We start from the raw sequence: 17,644 nt of genomic DNA, 5'->3' as shown, positions 1-17,644 counted from the left end.
CGGGTCGGGGCCTAATACCGGAGGGCGGGGAGCGCGGACTGTCGGGGGATGGTCCGCGCACGGCAAAGGGCCGGTGCGCCACGTCGGGGGTGGCGCCCGGCCCTTTGTCATGCGTAGACAGCTGTGCTCAGGCTCGCACAGCCGGGTGACTGTGCGAGCCCAGCCGCGCGGTACTACCGCGCCCTGCGAGCCAGCCGTTCCGGGTCCAGGATCAGGACACTCTTGCCTTCCAGGCGCAACCAGCCACGGTGCGCGAAGTCGGCGAGCGCCTTGTTGACGGTCTCGCGTGAAGCGCCGACGAACTGGGCGATCTCCTCCTGGGTCAGGTCATGCGTGACCCGAAGCAGGCCGGCCTCCTGGCTGCCGAACCGCTGTGCGAGCTGCAGCAGCGCCCTGGCCACCCGGCCTGGAACATCGGTGAAGATCAGTTCGGCGACCATGTTGTTGGTCCGGCGCAGGCGACGTGCCACCACACGGAGCAGTTGCTCCGCGATCTCCGGCCGTGTGGAGATCCACTGCCGGAGCGCGGCGCGGTCCATCGTCACGGCACGGACCTCGGTCACCGTTGTCGCGCTGGATGTGCGGGGTCCAGGGTCGAAGATCGACAGCTCGCCGAACATGTCCGACGGACCGAAGATCCCGAGCAGGTTCTCCCTGCCGTCCGGGGACTTGCGGCCGATCTTCACCTTGCCGGACTGGATGATGTACAGCTTGTCGCCGGGCTCGCCTTCGTTGAAGATCACGTGGCCCCGGGGGAACTCCACAGCCTCCAAGGTCTGCGCGAGCGCCTCGGCTGCTGCCGGTTCCACACCCTGAAAGATGCCCGCCCGGGCCAGGGTCTCGTCCACCTCGTGCCTCCTCATTGTGTGGCGAGCCGCGATCCTCGGGCGGAGGAGCGTGTCGCCGGTCACTACGTGCAGTCTAGGGCGTGCCGGGAATGGCGCTTTGCTGGCTCGCCGTAGCGTTGGCAATCCCGCCCGGGCGGGTGACGCTACAACTCACCGAACGCATTCTCGCGGATACCGCCTGTTCAGTGCGGGTCCGCGGTGAACACGCCCGACGGAGGAGCCTAACCCCGCGCCTTACGGGGGCGTAGCTTGGCTGCCCTTCCGCCGAGCCTGCGGAGCCTGAACAGTTCGAGCGCCCGGCCGATTCCGTGGCCGTACAGCGCCCTGACCTCGTTCGGCTGCGCCTGCTCAAGGAACTCCTCGACCTCTTCCTCACGCACCGTGACGTTGCTGAGGCGGTGTTCCACGCGCTCCATCGCCAGCGCGAAGAACATGATCACAAGTGGAACGGCGATCACGAACCAGACAGTCATTTCGCTCCCGTCGCGTCCGCATCGACACCAGCGTGGTGCGCGGCCGACTTGACCAGTCCGACCGACACGGCCGGTATCGCCTGCTTCGATCCCGGCATTGCGTGTGGCGTCAGCCTCATCGACTCCAGATCCTCGCTGATGGCGCTCGATCTTTTGCGCCAAGGTTCGTTGTGGCGTGTCGCTGCGGACGCATTTCGCGCTGCGCAGCGGCCCCGGGCACCGGCAGATGCCCACGTGCGGCTCAACGGCGAGGAGTGCTTCGCCGAAGGGTCGGACGTCGCCCGTAGGCTAGCGGGGTGTCATCTGTCGCCCGTAACGCCCCCCGAAAGGGCAACACTTCCCGAGCTGCCCGGGTCCCCCGGAAGGGTGACGCTGGGGAAAGCCGTCTTGCGTTGGTCAGGCGCGCCCGGCGCATGAAGCGACGCCTCGACGAGGCGTACCCGGACGCGCACTGCGAACTCGACTTCCGCACACCACTGGAGCTGATCGTCGCCGTGGTGCTCTCGGCCCAGTGCACTGACAAGCGCGTCAATGAGGTGACACCTGCCCTGTTCAGCAGGTATCCGACCGCCACGGACTATGCGGGGGCGCAGCGGGCGGAACTGGAGGAGCTGATCCGGCCGACCGGCTTCTACCGGAACAAGGCGTCCGCTCTGATGGGACTCGGCGCCGCACTGGTGGAGCGGTTCGACGGCGAGGTACCGGCCAAGCTGAACGACCTCGTCACCCTTCCGGGGGTGGGCCGCAAGACCGCGAACGTCGTGCTCGGCAACGCCTTCGATGTGCCGGGAATCACCGTCGACACCCACTTCGGCAGGCTGGTGCGCAGGTGGGGGTGGACCGATCTGGAGGATCCGGTCAAGGTCGAGCAGGCGGTCGGCGAGCTGATTCCGCGCAAGGAGTGGACGATGCTCTCGCACCGGGTGATCTTCCACGGCCGCCGGGTCTGTCACGCGCGTAAACCGGCTTGCGGTGCCTGTCCGCTCGCCCGCGACTGCCCGGCGTTCGGCGCCGGCCCCACCGAATTCGACGAGGCTGCCAAGCTGGTCAAAGGGCCGGAGCGGGAACACCTGCTCGCGCTGGTGGCAGACGCGTGACCAGGGCGACGAGCTGGGCCCTCGGGCTGGGTGTGCTGGTCCTCGCGCTCATCGTCGCCCTGTTGCCAAGAGGCGAGGATCCTGCGCCAGCGGGCCCCGAGGAGGACCTGGGCGGACTTCGGGCCGAAGCCCGTCTCGCTCCGTGTCCTGCGCCCGCACAGGGCGGCCAGGCGGTCCCCCAGCTCCGCGATGTCACGGCGACCTGTCTCGGTGACGGGACCGAGGTCGCGCTCGGAAGCGCGCTGGGCGGACGCACCACGCTGGTGAATTTCTGGGCGACCTGGTGTCAACCGTGCCGGGAGGAGTTGCCCGTGCTGCAGGAGTACGCCGCGCTGCCGGATTCGGTGGACGTACTCACAGTGCAGGTCGCGAGTGGCCGCCGTGCCGGTCTCGAGCTGCTGCGGGACCTCGACGTGCGTCTTCCCGCCGTGTACGACACCGGTGACTACGGCCCGATCCGTACGGCGCTGAAGGTGCCTCAGGCACTGCCCGCGTCGTACCTCGTGACCGCGTCGGGAGAGGTGCGGTTCATTGAGGACCCGCGTCTGCTCACCGACGTGCGGTCGGTCCGCGCGGCCGTCGAGAGGTACGGAGGTACCGCGTGACCGGACGACTGGCGCCTGCGGGCACGGTGCCCGAGTGGCTGCGCGGCCTGGTCGAGGTCGCCGACGAGCTTGACCACCGGACGTTCACCCGGTTCAGCCCGCCCGCGGGCGCGGTCACGCGGCCTGCCGCCGTCCTGGTGCTGTTCGGCGAGGACGAGCAGGGCCCCGACGTGCTGCTGCTACGCCGAGCCGAGACGCTCGGCTCGCACGCCGGGCAGGTGGCCTTTCCCGGAGGTGCAACCGACGAGGCCGACGACGGGCCGGTCGCGACCGCCGTGCGTGAGGCGGAGGAGGAGACCGGCGTCGACCCGTCCGGGGTGCGTCCCGTCGCGTTGCTGCCCGAGCTTTACGTCCCGGTCTCCGGATTCGCGGTGACGCCGGTGCTGGCGCACTGGAAGGTGTCCTCCCCTGTGCACGCCGTGGACCCGGGGGAGACGGCAGCCGTCGCCAGGGTCCCCGTCGCCGAACTGGTCGACCCGGCGAACCGGTTCCAGGTTCGGCGGGGTGACATGGGCTGGCAGGGGCCTGCCTTCGAGGTCGGCGGCCTGTTCGTCTGGGGGTTCACCGCGGGGCTGCTCTCGGTGTTGCTCGGCCTCGGCGGATGGGAGCGGGAGTGGGACCAGTCGGATGTGCGGGAGCTTGACGTAGCGTTGGCCGAACACGCGGCGCGAACGGCGTCGCTGACGTCGGGCGTGGCCGGGCGGCACGATAGGGAGCCGGAGTGAACTGGGTCGACATCCTGGTGGTGCTGCTCGCGGTGCTCGCCGCCCTCTCCGGAGCGAGGCAGGGCGTCGTGATCGCGCTGCCTGCCTTCCTCGGTGTGATTCTCGGCGCTGTCGTCGGTATCAAGCTCGCCCCGCTCGTGGTGGACCTGTTCCAGAACCCCGCGGCCAGGGTGGCGTTCGCCGTGGCCACGGTGGTGTTCCTGGTGGCCCTCGGCGAGACGCTCGGGGTGTGGACCGGGAACAAGATCAAGCGCCGGATCCGCTCGCCGAAACTGTCCGGCGTGGACAACACGCTCGGTGCCGTCGTGCAGGGCGCTGTGGTGTTCGTGGTCGCGTGGCTGATCGCACTGCCGCTGACGAGCGTGGCGGGGTTGCCCGGTCTTGCTTCCGCGATCAACAACTCCTCGGTGCTCGGTGGCGTCAACGAGGTCATGCCCGCACAGGCACAGGGCCTGCCCAACCAGCTGCGGAAGCTGCTCGACGAATCAGGCTTTCCCTCGATCGTCAACCCGTTCGAGCGCGCCCCGATCAGTGAGATCGAGCCGCCCGACCCGGGACTGCAGGCCACGTCCACCGTCCGCGAACTGCAGGACAGTGTGCTGAAGATCCGGGGCACCGCGCCGTCGTGCTCCCGGTCACTGGAGGGCAGCGGATTCGTCGTCGCGCCCCAGCGCGTGATGACCAACGCGCACGTGGTGGCGGGCACCGAGGATGTCGCCGTGGAAACGCCGCAGGGCAGGCTGGCCGCCCGGGTCGTGCACTATGACCCGGACACCGACGTCGCGGTGCTCGCGGTCCCCGGTCTCGAGGCGCCGACATTGCGTCTTGCGCCCAGCTCGGCACAGGCAGGCGATGACGCCATCGTGCTCGGCTACCCGCTCGACGGTCCGTACACGGCAACAGCGGCGCGGGTACGGGCCAGGGTGAATCTGCGTGGGCCCGACATCTACGACTCGAAGACTGTCGAACGGGATGTGTTCACCGTGCGGGGTCAGGTCCGCAGCGGAAACTCCGGCGGCCCGATCGTGGATCCACAGGGACGGGTGATCGGTGTGGTCTTCGGTGCTTCGGTGGAGGATCGCGACACCGGGTTCGTCCTGACCGCCGATGAGGTCCGGCCGGAGATCCAGGCCGCACCCGGCTGGGGTTCCCGAGTAGGCACCGGCCCCTGCACCACCTGATCGTGCCTCCGCACCACCAGGGCTTGGTGGGCCTGCAAGTACCACCAAGCAAGATCAACAACGTCGCTGAGTACCGCCATCTCGCGGCACCGAGTGCAGGAAACCCAGCAGCGCGGCACCCGTGTCGTCGGGAGACTCCAGGTGCGGGAAGTGGCCGACGCCGGCGAGGGACTCGAACCGCGAACGCGGGCCTGTCCACGGAGCCGAGGCCAGTGCGGTCCCGTGGAGCAGGACCGGGTCGTCGGTGCCGTGCAGTTGCAGGACGGGCACTTTCACGCGGGTGTCGACGGCGTCGACGAACCGCCTTCCCTCGCCACGGAACTGGGCACGGAACGCCCACCGGTAGTACTCCAGCGCGCTGTGCGCCACGCCGGGGACGAGCATCGCCTGTCGTAGCTTCGCGGCTGTGTCGACGAAGTCCGGAGTGCCTTGCCAACCCGAGCCGGCTGCGTCGCGAAGCATGGACTCGACGGCTTCGGCTTCGGCGCGAACCAGTGCGCGTTCCGGCGCCATCGGAACCTGGAACCGGAACAGGTGGCCGAGGGCTCTGGCCTGGTTCGTCTTTCGCCTGTGTAGCGCGGTGCGCGCGATCGCGGTGCGCAGGGCCAGCGGATGGGCTCCGCCGAGCACACTCACCGAGCTGACGACCCTCGGATGCAGTGCGGCAGTCGTCCAGGCGAGCATCCCGCCCCAGGCGTGGCCGATCAGGTGCGCACGCGGCTCACCGAGCGCGCGAACCAGACCCGCGACGTCACCGGACAACGTCCAGGCGTCGTATCCACGCGGCGGTTTGTCCGAGTCCCCGTACCCGCGCAGGTCGACTGCCACCGTGCGGAACCCGGCCTCGGCGAGTAGAAGCAACTGACGCCGCCAGCACCACCAGAAGCCGCCGAATCCATGCAGCAGCACCACCAGCGGGCCCGAGCCTGCCTCGGTGACATGGAGCCGGATGCCGTTGGCGGACACGTCGCGATGTGTCCAGGGACCCTCGATCCGGACACTGGACGGGTCGGGTGCTGCCACGTGTGACAGTCAGCCCCGGACGGAACCGGGCGCCTGGGCCGTGTCCCGGAGTTCCGGGAAGTGCTCCTCGGTCTCCCTGCGGGGTTTCAGCGCGGCGGCCGTGTCCCGGAAACTGTCGATGGTGCGCTCCGGTGCCTTGATCTTTTTGAACCTCTTATAGCCGAGCAGGCCGAACACGGCCGCGACGACGAGCATCAGTGCGAACACGATGCCGAACGCCGCCCAGCGCTGGAGCCACTCGGACAGCAGTTCACCGAGGAAGAAAAAGAAGAAGAAGGAGCTGTAGAGCGCCACGACGAGGGCGATGATGAAGAAGACGCTGCCCTTGACAGCCTTCTTCGCCTCGCCGACGACCTCGGATTTGGCGAGCTCGACCTCGGCCCTGACCAGCGTTGACAGGTGCTGCGTCGCGTCCTTGACGAGCGCGCCGATCGACTGGTCACCGCCAGTGTCGTCCGGCTGCGACAGCGGGATGTAGGGCACGGACCCCACGCCGTCATGATCGTTGAGTTGGTGCTTGGGGCTGCTCACGGGCTCATCGTGCCATGACCGACTCACCGGGGCTCGGCGGGCGCGCCCGCCGAGCCGAAGAACTGCCGCAAGTCACCGCGAGCGCAGCGCCTCCGCGGGTTCAGTCCGTGCCCTCGTGGGCGTGCGCCTTGCTCCGGCGGTGTTGGATCGGCCTCGCTCGTTCCTCGCTCCGCGTGCAGCCGCCTCCGCGGGTTCAGTCCGTGCCCTCGTGAGCGTGCGCCTTGCTCCGGCGGATCAGCATCGCCGCGGCCAGTAGCGACGCCGCCGCCGATGCCAGCAGGACCGCTGCCTTCGCGAGTTCTGTCGCCTCGCCGTCGAGGGACAGCTCGGTGATCAGCAGACTCACCGTGAACCCGACCCCGCCGAGTACCGAGAGGGCCGCGATATCTCGCCACTGGACGTCCTTGGGCTTGTCCGCGATGCGCAGCTTCACCGCGAGGAAACTGAACCCGAAGATGCCGAGCAACTTGCCGGCGAGCAGGCCGGCCATGATCGCCAGCGGCAGCTTGGTGGTGAACACCTCTGTCATCGACTCACCACTGACCTCGATGCCCGCGGCGAACAGCGCGAACACCGGCACCGCAAATCCGGCGGACCACGGCTGCAGCCGGTGCTCCAACCGGACCGCGGGTGCGTGCTCCTCGTCCTTGTCGGCATGGACGCGGGTCAGCAGGCCCAGCGCCACCCCGGCGATCGTCGCGTGAATGCCAGCTGAGTGCACGGCGATCCAGGTGATCAGTGCCAGCGGCACGTACAGCCAGGGGGTTCGCACCCGCTTGTGCTGCAGGAACGCGTACAGCGCCAGCGCGACCAGTGCGATCGCTCCGGCGACCAGGTCGAAACTCGCCGTGAAGAGCACGGCGATCACGATGATCGCGCCGAGATCGTCCACAACCGCGAGGGAAAGCAGGAACACCCGGGCGGAGCTGGGCAGGTTCGAACCGGTCAGGGCCAGCACGCCGAGCGCGAAGGCGATGTCCGTGGCGACCGGAATGGCCCACGCCTTGTCGATCCCGGGCTCGCCCCAGGCGATCGAGAGCGCCAGAGCTGCGGGGATCAGCATGCCGCCGATGGCCCCGACGATCGGCAGCGCCGCCTGCTTGATCTTGGAGAGCTCGCCCACCACGAGTTCGCGCTTGAGCTCGAGCCCGACGACGAAGAAGAAGATGGCGAGCAGACCGTCCTTGGCCCATTCCCCGATGGTGAGGTTCAGATGGAACAGCTCGGGACCGAGTTCGAAGTCGCGGATCGTCCGGTACACATCGCCGATCGGTGAGTTCGCCCAGATCAGAGCTATCGCGGTTGCGGCGAGCAGAATTAGCCCGCCTGTGGTCTCCGTCCGCAGGTAACGGGCGAACTCGGCCACGGTCTGGGTGGGCCGGCGTGGTACCGGTGAAGTCACAGGCGATCTCCAAACTTGCGGTCGACAACACTCTTGCCGACCAGACTTCCCGGCGCACCTTGACGGAATCCTAGCGGTCGTAGCTGGCCCTGTGGGTCGATCGTGTGATCACCCACTCCTGCTTGCCGGTGTCCGCTCAAGACAAAACGGACGGAACCTGTCTCAGTGTCTGTCTGAGAACTCGGGTCCGCGATCTCGACTCGCCAGGGCGCTGACTTCCAGGGACAGTCCCGCTCCGCTGCTCGACGCCCTGCCGCCTCGACAGCGGGACTTCGTCGGCCGCGTTCCACGGAGCACCATGACCACGCGACCAGACACACTCTCACAACCATGGGCCCTACTGCGTCAGTTGTGGACGGTCCTACCATGCGGGACGGCAACGCTGTCTAGACCACAAGGACGGTCGGGTTTTGAGTACCTCAAAAGAGGTCACACGCGACAAGGGATTTTTCGGGCACCCACGAGGGCTCGCGAATCTCTTCGGCGTCGAGATGTGGGAGCGCTTCTCCTTCTACGGGATGCAGGGCATCCTGGCGATCTACCTCTACTTCGAGATCGCCGACGGCGGGCTGGGTCTGCCGGAAGCAAGTGCCACCAGTGTCGTCGGCGCCTACGGGGGCCTGGTCTACCTGTCGACGATCGCGGGCTCGTGGATCGCCGACCGATTGCTGGGCTCCGAGCGAACGCTGTTCTACAGCGCCGTGCTCATCATGCTCGGACACATCAGCCTCGCGCTGGTGCCCGGTCTCGCCGGTGTCGCGATCGGTCTCACCGCTGTCGGTCTCGGTAGCGGTGGCCTCAAGGCGAACGCGACCTCCATGGTCGGGGCCCTCTACGAGGAGAAGGACCAGCGCCGGGACGCCGGTTTCACCATCTTCTACCTCGGCATCAACCTCGGCGCCTTCATCGGTCAGATCCTGACCGGTCTCGTGCAGCAGGAGATGGGCTTCCACTACGGTTTCGGGCTCGCCGCGATCGGGATGGCCGCCGGGCTCATCCAGTACACGATCGGTCGTAAGAACCTCCCGCCAGTGACCGGCGTGGTGGCCAACCCGCTCCCACCCGACAAACGGGTCAAGGCCGCGCTGATCGGCGCGGTCGTGCTGGTGCTGATCGCCGTGGTCGTGATCTCCGGGCTCGTGACCGCGGCCAACCTGGCCAATGTCACGGTGGTGATCGTCGCACTGGCGGCGATCGCGTACTTCACGGTCATCCTGACCAGCAAGAAGGTCACCAGGGTCGAGCGGCGGCGGGTCGTCGCCTTCATCCCGATGTTCATTGCCAGCTTCGCCTTCTTCTCGCTCTTCCAGCAGCAGTTCACCGTCGTGGTGATCTACATCGACGAACGGCTGAACCGTGACCTGTTCGGCTGGCAGATGCCGATCCCGTGGGCGAACTCGGTGAACCCGGTCTTCATCATCCTGCTGGCCGGTGTCTTCGCCACCATCTGGACGAAGCTCGGCTCTAGACAGCCTTCGACGCCCATCAAGTTCGCTCTCGGCACCGGCGTCATGGGGATCGCGTTTCTGCTGTTCCTGCCGTTGACCGGCAGTGGCCCGAACTCGGTTCCGCTGCTGGCGCTGGTCGGGATCCTGCTCGTGTTCACCATCGCCGAGCTGCTCCTGTCCCCGGTCGGTCTCTCGCTGTCGACGAAACTCGCTCCCGAGGCATTCCGCACACAGATGGTCGCGCTGAACTTCCTCTCGATCGCGCTCGGCACCTCCACCGCGGGCGCGCTCGCGAAGTACTACGACCCGGCCAACGAGGTGCCCTACTTCGCCATCGTCGGCTCGGTGGCGATCGGGATCGGCGTCCTGCTCGCGATAGCAAGTCCGTTCATCCGCAAGCTCATGGAGGGCGTGCGCTGACACCCCCCCGGGTGCAACGCAGAGTGTGCGAACGGATGCCGTGCGCGCACGGAAATGTCATCATCGTTCCGGTGGCACCCGGTGGGGAGGGACGATGAGGAATCGGTTCTATGCCGTGCTGACCGTGATCGTCGGCGTCGCACTGCTGGTCGGCGGGCTCATCACGCTGATGGACGACAGTCCGGTGGACACTGTTGTCGAACCGGCGACGGGACTGGCCCCGGACGGTCAGGAGAGCGATCCGGCGAACACCGGATGGTTGCTGATCGAAGGCGGGGCGCTGGCCGTCGTCGGCGGTGCCGCCTGGGCGTACACGCAGTTCGCCCGGCGAAGGGCCGAGCAGAGAGGACAGGAGCCGACGGGATGGTCCGAACCGCAGTGACACTCACCCCAGCGTGACCCCGAACAGCAGGCCCACGTAGTACGTGACCAGCATCGTCAAGCTGCCGACACCGACGTTGCGCGCGATCGCCCGAACCGGTCCGGCACTGCCGAGTTTCGCGCTGATCAGTCCGGTCAGTGCCAGTCCCAGCACGACGGCGAGCGCGCAGGCCCAGACTCGGACGGAAACGGGCGGCAGGGCGATCGCCAGCAAAGGGAGCAGGGCTCCGACGGAGAAGGCCACCAGTGAGGCCCAGGCCGCCTGCCACGGGCTCGTCAACTCGTCCGGATCGATCCGCAACTCGGCCTCGGCGTGTGCCCGCAGCGCGTCCTTCTCCGAGAACTCCCGCGCCACCTGCATGGCCAGTTCGCGTGAGAGGCCCTTTTTCTCGTAGATTTCGGCCAGTTCGCGTTCCTCGGCCTCGGGCATCGTGGTCAGCTCTTGCTTTTCCAGTCGCAGCATTGCCCGTTCGGTGTCCCGTTGCGTGCTCACCGATACGTACTCGCCGCCTGCCATCGACAATGCGCCCGCGACCAGTCCCGCCACTCCCGCGGTGAGAATCACGAAGCTGTCGGTGGTCGCTCCCGCGACCCCTACAACCAGCCCCGCAACCGACACAATGCCGTCGTTCGCGCCGAGTACGCCCGCACGTAACCAGTTCAGCCGAGTGCCGAGTCCGCTGTGGGGATCGTGTTCCTCGCCGCGGTGTGCAGCCGCTTCCTGTTCCAGCTTGCCCATTTCTCCCACGAGAACAGTGAAACACGAATCGCGTGGGATGTCGCGGCAGAAACGAATAAGAAATTGAAGGAAAGGCGAACCTCAATTAGCGAAGCCTTCCCTGAAATGCTTTCCCGAATTCGGCAGAGGTCACGTCCGCCGATCGTGGGATTTCCGACGTGTCCTGACCGCCCCAGCGCATCACATCTGTGTACCGTTTCGCCCATGTTGTCGACAAAGCCTTCCGCGCAGCAACCGGCAACCAAATCCGCCGCTCCTGCTCGGCACTGGCCGAGTTGGGGGTACGCACTGGTCGGAGTCCTCGGGGGCACGGCGTTGATCGGTTGGCACGGCAGCAGGTTCGGCAACTGGATCATCGACGACGCCGCGATCACCTTCGCCTATGCCCGAACCGTCGCCGAAGGGCACGGTGTTGCCCTGCAACCGGGAGCTGATCCGAGCGAGGGATTCTCCAACCCTTCCTGGTTTCTGTTGCTCGTCCTGGGGCGGCTCATCGGGCTGTTCGATCACGGGACGATCCTGGGGGTCCCCGACTATGTGCTCTTCCCGAAGGCACTTGCCCTGATCTGTTGTGCCGGAATCGTCCTTGCCTGCTACTACGCCGCCAGGAAGGTCACGCGCTGGGCAGGGCTCACGGCGTTGGTGTCAGGTGCGCTCATGGCGGCCAATCCCTCCTTTGTCATCTGGTGTTTCTCCGGCCTGGAGAACTCTCTTTTCGCGCTGGCCGTGACCTGGCTGGCCGTCGTGATGTTCCGGGCCGCCGTTGACGAACGATTCCTCGACGGCCGGACAGCGCTCATCGCGGGTGCGCTTGCCGCGCTTGCCGCGTTGACCAGGCCGGACGGTCTCATCTATGTCGCGGCGTATCCACTCGTCGTGCTGCTGTTCGTGGACAGGGCGAACCTCGGCACGAGCATCCGGTCGACGTTGCTGTCCGCAGCTGCCTTCGCGGCTCCGGTCGGGGCCTACTTCACCTGGCGGTACCTGGAATTCGGCAAGCTGCTGTCGCTGCCCGCGCTCGCCAAGAACCAGGAGCTGCCCGAGTTCACCGACCTCAGCAGGAGCGACGAGCTGCTCCAGTATGTGGGGGCGCCCGCGGGGATCGCGTTCGCCGTGCTGGTGGGCATGGTGCTGCTGCGGCCATCTCGACTCCGTGCGGGCATGATTCCGCTACTGGTGACCCTGACGCTGGCCGTGGTCGCGTTCGCCGTGCTCAAGCCCGACTGGATGGGACAGCAACGGTTCGCGACACCGGTGTGGGCGCTCGGCGCACTGGCCGGAACGTTGGCGGCCGGTGCCGTGCTGCGGCACAGCGGCGTGCGCGGGAGGGTGGTGCTCAGTGCGGGTCTGGTCGTTGTCTTCATCCTGTCCGGCAACCTGTTCGCCGCTGCTTCGGAGAAGTTCCGGGAGGCGCCGACGGTGCCCACGTGTGTCGTCGCCGAGCGGTGGGGGCGCATCTTCAACGCCTACGCGGACATCGCGGGGGTTGATCAGGGATCGTTGCTGCTGCCCGACGTCGGCGGAGCCGCCCTGACGAGCCGGTTGCGCGTCGTGGACATGGCCGGCCTCACCGAACCGCGTATGGCGGAGTTCTGGGCGGACCAGCAGTGGGCGGAACTCAACGACTACGTCTTCGAGGAGGTACGGCCGACGTTCGTTCACGCTCACGGTGCCTGGGGCGGCAGCATCGTGGCGGACCCCCGGTTCGACCGGGACTACGTGGAAATTCGGTCTCTGGACAAGAAGGGGGTCGACCGCGTGCGCAGGGACGCCGTGCCCAATCCGTTGGTACTCGAGGAACTACTTGCCTACGCGAAAAATCAGGTGCCCGCGATCGAGGCAGCAGCGGCGTCCGCTCCATTGGGACATTGCGGGGCCAGACTCAGGCCGGGAGAGCTGCCGACGGTTCCCGCCAGGTAGCTGAAACTGCCGGGACGGATGCCGACCGCGTCGGTACCCGTCCCGGCGGGGGAGTGGTCAGCTTTCCAGTTCGGCGAGGGCCTGCTTCGCCTGCTGGAGTTCGGCTTCGAGCTGTGCGACCTTGGCCTGTTGCTGCTCGCGGGCGGCATTGATGACGTCGTCGATCGGTCCGGACAGGTCCACGTGGAGTTCCTTCGCTGCCCGGGACACGGCGGCCGCGGGAATGTCGAGGCCGCGTGCGACCCATTTGCTGCCGTGCTTCAGTTCTGCCTGCCACTCGCCGTCGGCGGTGCCGGTCACGGTGAGGGTGAGTTCGACCGTGCGGGTCTTCTTGGCGCTGGTGGCCTTCGGACGACCCCGCTTGGACTTGGCCGGCTCGGCCGCGGTCGGCTCCTCACCGTGCGGCGTGCCCTCCTGACCCGCGTCTTCCCCTGTGGCGGCTGCGGTCTGCTCGGTGGTGGAATCCGTCGCCTTCGTGTCCGGGGCGGCTTGGTCGTGCTCTGTCATCGCGGTGTCCAGGCTCATGCGGAGACGATCTCCCTGTGGTGTGGTCCGGCTACGGCGCACACAGCATAGAACAGACGTTCGAGGTCGACGCGGCGGAGGGGGTTACTGTCGGAACCGTGCGTCCTGAGCGACAGGGGTGCGTGACCCTGTGTTTCGTGACACTATTGTCGCCAGCCCGTAACGTCTGCGATGAGTCCGTTTCGGACAGAAGCCGCGTTACATTAATACACCCAAAAGAGTGAACTGGGAAAAAGTGCGCGAGCAGGGGAAACGCTGCGTTTTCACTGTTGAGGGACCTGCGTTCGGGCCAGTTCCACAGTGGGCGCGGTTGATCGTCAGGTTGACGCACTGCTAACAATGTCGAGTCTCTCGCGTGGGGATACAACCTTCGGTGCTGTTTCACAACCCATCGAGGTAGTCCGGTTTTTTCTTGCCACACGGGGATGGCAGGTCACGCGAGTGACTATGTGTGCACTATTGTCGACCGCAATACCGAAACGCAGGTAATTGAAATGCACCTTGGCTGTCACCATGCGTTCGACAGGGTGTGACTCTACGTCATTCTTGCTCAGGTTCACTGAATACAGACACGAGGACAGTCATTTGATGAAGAGGTGTGCGACTTCCCCGGGCCACGGCCGCCGGTCTGGAAGATTGCTCGCTGCGGCCAGTGTCACCCTGCTTGCGTTGCTCGCCGGATGTGGTGGTGGCGGCGAGGATGCCGCGACGGACGCCCCCGCCGGGATCGCGCAGGAAGAGGCACTGCCCCAGGCGACCACCGAGGGCAAGTTGGTGAACGCTCCGCTCGATCCGCAGCCGGCGGGCGAAACCGGCGGTGAGGTCCTCCACCCCAAGAAGGAACTCACCGTCCACGATGCCGTAGACGGTGCTCCCATCGCGATGCTGCCGGTCAAGCAGATCGCGTCGCCGACCTGGGTTCCGGTCATCGCCCGCGAAGGTGACTGGGCACAGATTCTCCTGCCCACCAGGCCCAACGGAGCGTCCGGCTGGATCAACACCGCGGGTGACGTGGTCGAGTCCGCCGAGAACGATTTCGTGGTCAACGTGAGCCTCGCGGACTTCAGCCTGGAGATCCTGGAGAACGGTACGCAGATCGGCGAGTGGACCGTCGGTATCGGCAGCGAGGAACATCCCACCCCGACGGGGCGTGCGTTCATCATCGCCTCCATCGAGGAGATCGTGAACGACTACAGTCCGATCGTGCTTCCGTTGAGCAGCCACTCGAACTCGCACGAGACGTTCGGTGGCGGCCCCGGCACGGTGGGCATCCATACCTGGCCGGACGACAGCTTCGTCGGCAAGGCCAACAGTGACGGGTGTATCCGAGTGCCGCAGGAGGCACTGGACAAGCTCGTCAACCTCCCGCTTGGCACAATCGTCAACATCACGTGACGTGCCTGCGGTTTTCACCCCGATAACCCACGCACTACCGAAATCTCCGGGACCGCAGTCCTTGCGGCCCACCGCGTCCGCGCGACGGAGTGTGTGTAACCCCGAAAGGTGAGTTCATTGTCCAGAAAGAGATCTGCCGCTGCTCTTGGTGCCGGCGCGCTGTCGGCCCTGCTCGTGGGCGGCGTTGCTTTCGCTCCCTCGGCCCTCGCGGCCGAGACCGAGAGCTCGGCCTATGCGATCGAGGCCACCGGCCTGGTTTCGATCCCCAAGACCCCGCACGTCGTCGGTTCCGGCGACGAGTCGCTTGTGGACGTCTCCCTGCCGAAGGACGCCCCGGTCCTCAACGCCGGTGTGCTGAACGCGAAGGCCGGTGACGGTACCGCCGAGGCGAGCGTCGCCGACCTCACTCTCGACCTCGTCCGCGCTCCCGAGCTCACGACGAAGCTGACCGGTGGCACGCCGAAGCTGAAGGTCGAACTGATCAAGGTCGAGTGCGAGGACGGCAAGGCCTCCACCACCCTGGCCGGTGTGTCGTTCGGCAAGAAGGAACTGAAGGTCGACCAGGTTCCGCCGAACACCACGATCCCCCTTGACCCGCTGGTGAAGCTCGTGCTGAACAAGCAGGTCAAGAACGACGACGGTTCCACCACCGTCACCGCGATCTCGGTGAACGTCCTCAAGGGACAGCAGACGCTGGACATCGCGTCCGCGACCTGCGCCAAGGGCGGCAACGGTGGCCCGACCGAGCCGACGAAGCCGACCGAGCCGACCGAGCCGACCGAGCCCACAAAGCCGACCGAGCCGACGAAGCCGACCGAGCCCACCAAGCCCGGTGGCGGCGACAACGGTGCCGGTGACCGTCCCGACGAGAACGGCAAGGCTCCGGTTCCGACCCCGCAGCCGGGTCACCTCGACGTGACCGGCTGATCGGTCTCGCCACGCACTGACGACTGTGGCCTCCATCCGCGAAGGGTGGAGGCCACAGTCGTGTTTGGTGGGTTATTCGTCGGTGGTGTTTTTGTTGAGGCCGGTGGTGATGTGGTCCATGACGGTGGTGTCGGCGAGGGTGGTGACGTCGCCGGGTTCGCGGTTTTCGGCGATGTCGCGGAGGAGTCGGCGCATGATTTTGCCGGAGCGGGTTTTGGGGAGTTCGGGCACGACGAGGATTTGGCGGGGTTTGGCGATGGGCCCGATCTCGGTGGCGACGTGGTTGCGCAGGGTGGTGGCGGTGTCGGTGCCGTGGTCGGTGGCGGTGCCGCGGAGGATGACGAACGCGACGATGCCTTGTCCGGTGGTGGGGTCGGTGGCGCCGACGACGGCGGCTTCGGCGACGTCGGGGTGGGACACGAGGGCGGATTCGACCTCGGTGGTGGAGATGCGGTGCCCGGAGATGTTCATGACGTCATCGACCCGGCCCAGCAGCCAGATGTCGCCGTCGTCGTCGTATTTCGCGCCGTCACCGGCGAAGTAGAAGCCCTGCTCGGCGAAGCGGGACCAGTAGGTGTCGCGGAAACGTTGCTCGTCGCCCCAGATCCCGCGCAGCATCGCCGGCCACGGCTCGTCGAGCACCAGGTATCCGCCGCCGCCCGGGGGGACTTCGACCCCTTGGTCGTCGACCACTTTCGCGGAGATCCCGGGCAGGGCGCGTTGCGCGGAACCGGGTTTGGCCGCGGTGACCCCGGGCAGCGGGGAGATCATGATCGCCCCGGTCTCGGTCTGCCACCAGGTGTCCACCACCGGGCACCGCTCACCGCCGATGTGTTCGCGATACCACATCCACGCCTCCGGGTTGATCGGCTCACCCACACTGCCCAGCACCCGCAGCGACGACAGGTCGTAGCGGGCGGGGATGTCGGCACCCCACTTCATGAACGTGCGGATCAGCGTCGGCGCGGTGTAGTAGATCGACACCTTGTGCTCGGCGATGATCTCCCAGTGCCGCCCCTCGTGCGGGGTGTTCGGCGTGCCCTCGTACACCACCTGCGTGGCCCGGTTCGCCAACGGCCCGTACACGATGTAGGTGTGCCCGGTCACCCACCCGATATCGGCGGTGCACCAGTACACATCCTCGCCCGCCCGGTGATCGAACACCGCATGATGGGTGTAGGCCGCCTGCGTCAGATACCCACCCGAGGTGTGCAGGATCCCCTTCGGCTTCCCCGTCGTGCCCGAGGTGTAGAGGATGAACAACGGATGCTCCGCGTCGAACGCCTCCGCGGTATGACTGTCCGACTGGGCCTCGACCACCTCGTGCCACCACACATCCCGGCCCTGCACCCACGACACCTCATCCCCGGTCCGGCGCACCACCAGCACCGTTTCCACCGACTCCGCCCCCGCCAACGCCTCATCCACATTGGCCTTCATCGGCGCCGCCTTACCCCGCCGATACTGCCCATCGGAGGTGATCACCACCTTCGCGGCCGCATCATCGACCCGCGACCGCAACGCCGCCGGGGAAAACCCCCCGAACACCACACTGTGCAACGCCCCGATCCGCGCACACGCCAGCATCGCCACAATCGCCTCCGGGATCATCGGCAACTGAATCGCCACCCGATCCCCCGACCCCACCCCCAACGACACCAACGCATTCGCCGCCCGGCACACCTCAACCCGCAACTGCCCATACGTCAGATCCCGCCGATCACCCGGCTCCCCCACCCAATGAATCGCGACCTGATCGGCAAACCCCGCCTCCACATGCCGATCCACACAGTTATAAGCCACATTCAACGACCCACCCACAAACCACCGCGCCACCGGAGCCCCGGACCAGTCCAACACCCGATCCCACCCCCGCTCCCACGACAACCGCCCCGCCTGCTCCGCCCAAAACCCCTCACGATCAACCCCAGCCCGCTCATACCACTCCCCAGACACATTCGCCCCCGCCACAAACTCAGCAGACGGCACAAAAGAACGGGTTTC

General features: G+C 66.8%; 17 protein-coding genes. 9 read left to right on the top strand and 8 right to left on the bottom strand.

The genetic code is table 11. The features are described 5' to 3' along the window. Nucleotides 1-173: 173 nt before the first annotated feature. Together BM199_RS29195 and BM199_RS29190 are read right to left on the bottom strand one after the other, a co-directional pair. The gene (locus tag BM199_RS29195) at nt 174-848 is read right to left on the bottom strand and encodes a Crp/Fnr family transcriptional regulator (protein WP_091678356.1); all 675 of its coding nucleotides are present in this window, start codon (nt 846-848) and stop codon (nt 174-176) included. A 221-nt stretch (nt 849-1,069) separates the two neighbouring features. Next, nucleotides 1,070-1,321, bottom strand: coding sequence for a hypothetical protein (locus BM199_RS29190; protein ID WP_091678354.1), 252 nt, complete (start codon nt 1,319-1,321; stop codon nt 1,070-1,072). Between the two features lie 296 nt (nt 1,322-1,617). Between BM199_RS29190 and nth the strand changes: the two genes are divergently transcribed. The 4 genes from nth to BM199_RS29170 are packed head-to-tail and all read left to right on the top strand — an operon-like array spanning nt 1,618 to nt 4,929. Further along, nucleotides 1,618-2,418, top strand: coding sequence for an endonuclease III (nth, locus tag BM199_RS29185; protein WP_425425613.1), 801 nt, complete (start codon nt 1,618-1,620; stop codon nt 2,416-2,418). Beyond that, the gene (locus tag BM199_RS29180; RefSeq protein WP_091678349.1) at nt 2,415-3,023 is read left to right on the top strand and encodes a TlpA family protein disulfide reductase; all 609 of its coding nucleotides are present in this window, start codon (nt 2,415-2,417) and stop codon (nt 3,021-3,023) included. Before nth ends, BM199_RS29180 begins: the two co-directional genes overlap by 4 nt. Then, nucleotides 3,020-3,748, top strand: a complete 729-nt coding sequence (locus BM199_RS29175; protein ID WP_091678346.1) for an NUDIX hydrolase — start codon at nt 3,020-3,022, stop codon at nt 3,746-3,748. The genes BM199_RS29180 and BM199_RS29175 overlap by 4 nt, the downstream gene beginning before the upstream one ends. Then, nucleotides 3,745-4,929 (top strand): MarP family serine protease, encoded by a 1,185-nt coding sequence (locus BM199_RS29170; protein ID WP_091678343.1) that lies wholly within the window; start codon nt 3,745-3,747, stop codon nt 4,927-4,929. Before BM199_RS29175 ends, BM199_RS29170 begins: the two co-directional genes overlap by 4 nt. Nucleotides 4,930-4,983: 54 nt before the next feature. On the opposite strand, the gene BM199_RS29165 is transcribed toward BM199_RS29170, so the two are convergent. From BM199_RS29165 to nhaA, 3 genes are all read right to left on the bottom strand, one after another. After that, nucleotides 4,984-5,952, bottom strand: coding sequence for an alpha/beta fold hydrolase (locus BM199_RS29165; RefSeq protein ID WP_091678341.1), 969 nt, complete (start codon nt 5,950-5,952; stop codon nt 4,984-4,986). Nucleotides 5,953-5,961: 9 nt separating this feature from the next. Next, complete coding sequence (locus BM199_RS29160) at nt 5,962-6,483, bottom strand: phage holin family protein (protein WP_091678338.1); 522 nt, start codon at nt 6,481-6,483, stop codon at nt 5,962-5,964. A 193-nt stretch (nt 6,484-6,676) separates the two neighbouring features. After that, a complete protein-coding gene (nhaA, locus tag BM199_RS29155) occupies nt 6,677-7,885 on the bottom strand; it encodes a Na+/H+ antiporter NhaA (RefSeq protein ID WP_091678336.1) in 1,209 nt (402 codons plus the stop codon). Between the two features lie 410 nt (nt 7,886-8,295). Here nhaA and BM199_RS29150 point away from each other — a divergent pair, with 410 nt between their 5' ends. Next, on the top strand, nt 8,296-9,753 hold the full coding sequence (locus BM199_RS29150) for a peptide MFS transporter (RefSeq protein ID WP_091678333.1): 1,458 nt from the start codon (nt 8,296-8,298) through the stop codon (nt 9,751-9,753). Between the two features lie 94 nt (nt 9,754-9,847). Beyond that, entirely contained in the window at nt 9,848-10,135 is a 288-nt protein-coding gene (locus tag BM199_RS29145; RefSeq protein WP_091678330.1) for a hypothetical protein, read from the top strand. A 3-nt stretch (nt 10,136-10,138) separates the two neighbouring features. Here BM199_RS29145 and BM199_RS29140 read toward each other — a convergent pair whose 3' ends face one another. Next, nucleotides 10,139-10,873, bottom strand: coding sequence for a VIT1/CCC1 transporter family protein (locus BM199_RS29140; protein ID WP_091678328.1), 735 nt, complete (start codon nt 10,871-10,873; stop codon nt 10,139-10,141). 204 nt (nt 10,874-11,077) lie between these two features. On the opposite strand from BM199_RS29140, the gene BM199_RS29135 reads away from it, so the two are divergent. Further along, the gene (locus BM199_RS29135; protein WP_143101944.1) at nt 11,078-12,793 is read left to right on the top strand and encodes a hypothetical protein; all 1,716 of its coding nucleotides are present in this window, start codon (nt 11,078-11,080) and stop codon (nt 12,791-12,793) included. Between the two features lie 57 nt (nt 12,794-12,850). Here the strand turns inward: BM199_RS29135 and BM199_RS29130 are convergent, their stop codons facing one another. Beyond that, a complete protein-coding gene (locus BM199_RS29130; protein ID WP_091678324.1) occupies nt 12,851-13,318 on the bottom strand; it encodes a DUF6319 family protein in 468 nt (155 codons plus the stop codon). 588 nt (nt 13,319-13,906) lie between these two features. Here BM199_RS29130 and BM199_RS29125 point away from each other — a divergent pair. Together BM199_RS29125 and BM199_RS29120 are read left to right on the top strand one after the other, a co-directional pair. Continuing rightward, nucleotides 13,907-14,713, top strand: coding sequence for a L,D-transpeptidase family protein (locus BM199_RS29125; protein WP_091678322.1), 807 nt, complete (start codon nt 13,907-13,909; stop codon nt 14,711-14,713). Between the two features lie 117 nt (nt 14,714-14,830). After that, the gene (locus BM199_RS29120) at nt 14,831-15,640 is read left to right on the top strand and encodes a choice-of-anchor P family protein (RefSeq protein ID WP_091678321.1); all 810 of its coding nucleotides are present in this window, start codon (nt 14,831-14,833) and stop codon (nt 15,638-15,640) included. Nucleotides 15,641-15,712: 72 nt separating this feature from the next. Here BM199_RS29120 and acs read toward each other — a convergent pair. After that, on the bottom strand, nt 15,713-17,644 hold a 1,932-nt coding region (gene acs, locus BM199_RS29115), incomplete at its 5' end, for an acetate--CoA ligase (protein ID WP_143101933.1).

It is taken from the genome of Amycolatopsis marina (assembly GCF_900111885.1).
Taxonomy (GTDB): domain Bacteria; phylum Actinomycetota; class Actinomycetes; order Mycobacteriales; family Pseudonocardiaceae; genus Amycolatopsis; species Amycolatopsis marina.
Note: the sequence above shows the minus strand (reverse complement) of the source record. Positions and strands in the feature narration are given on the sequence as shown.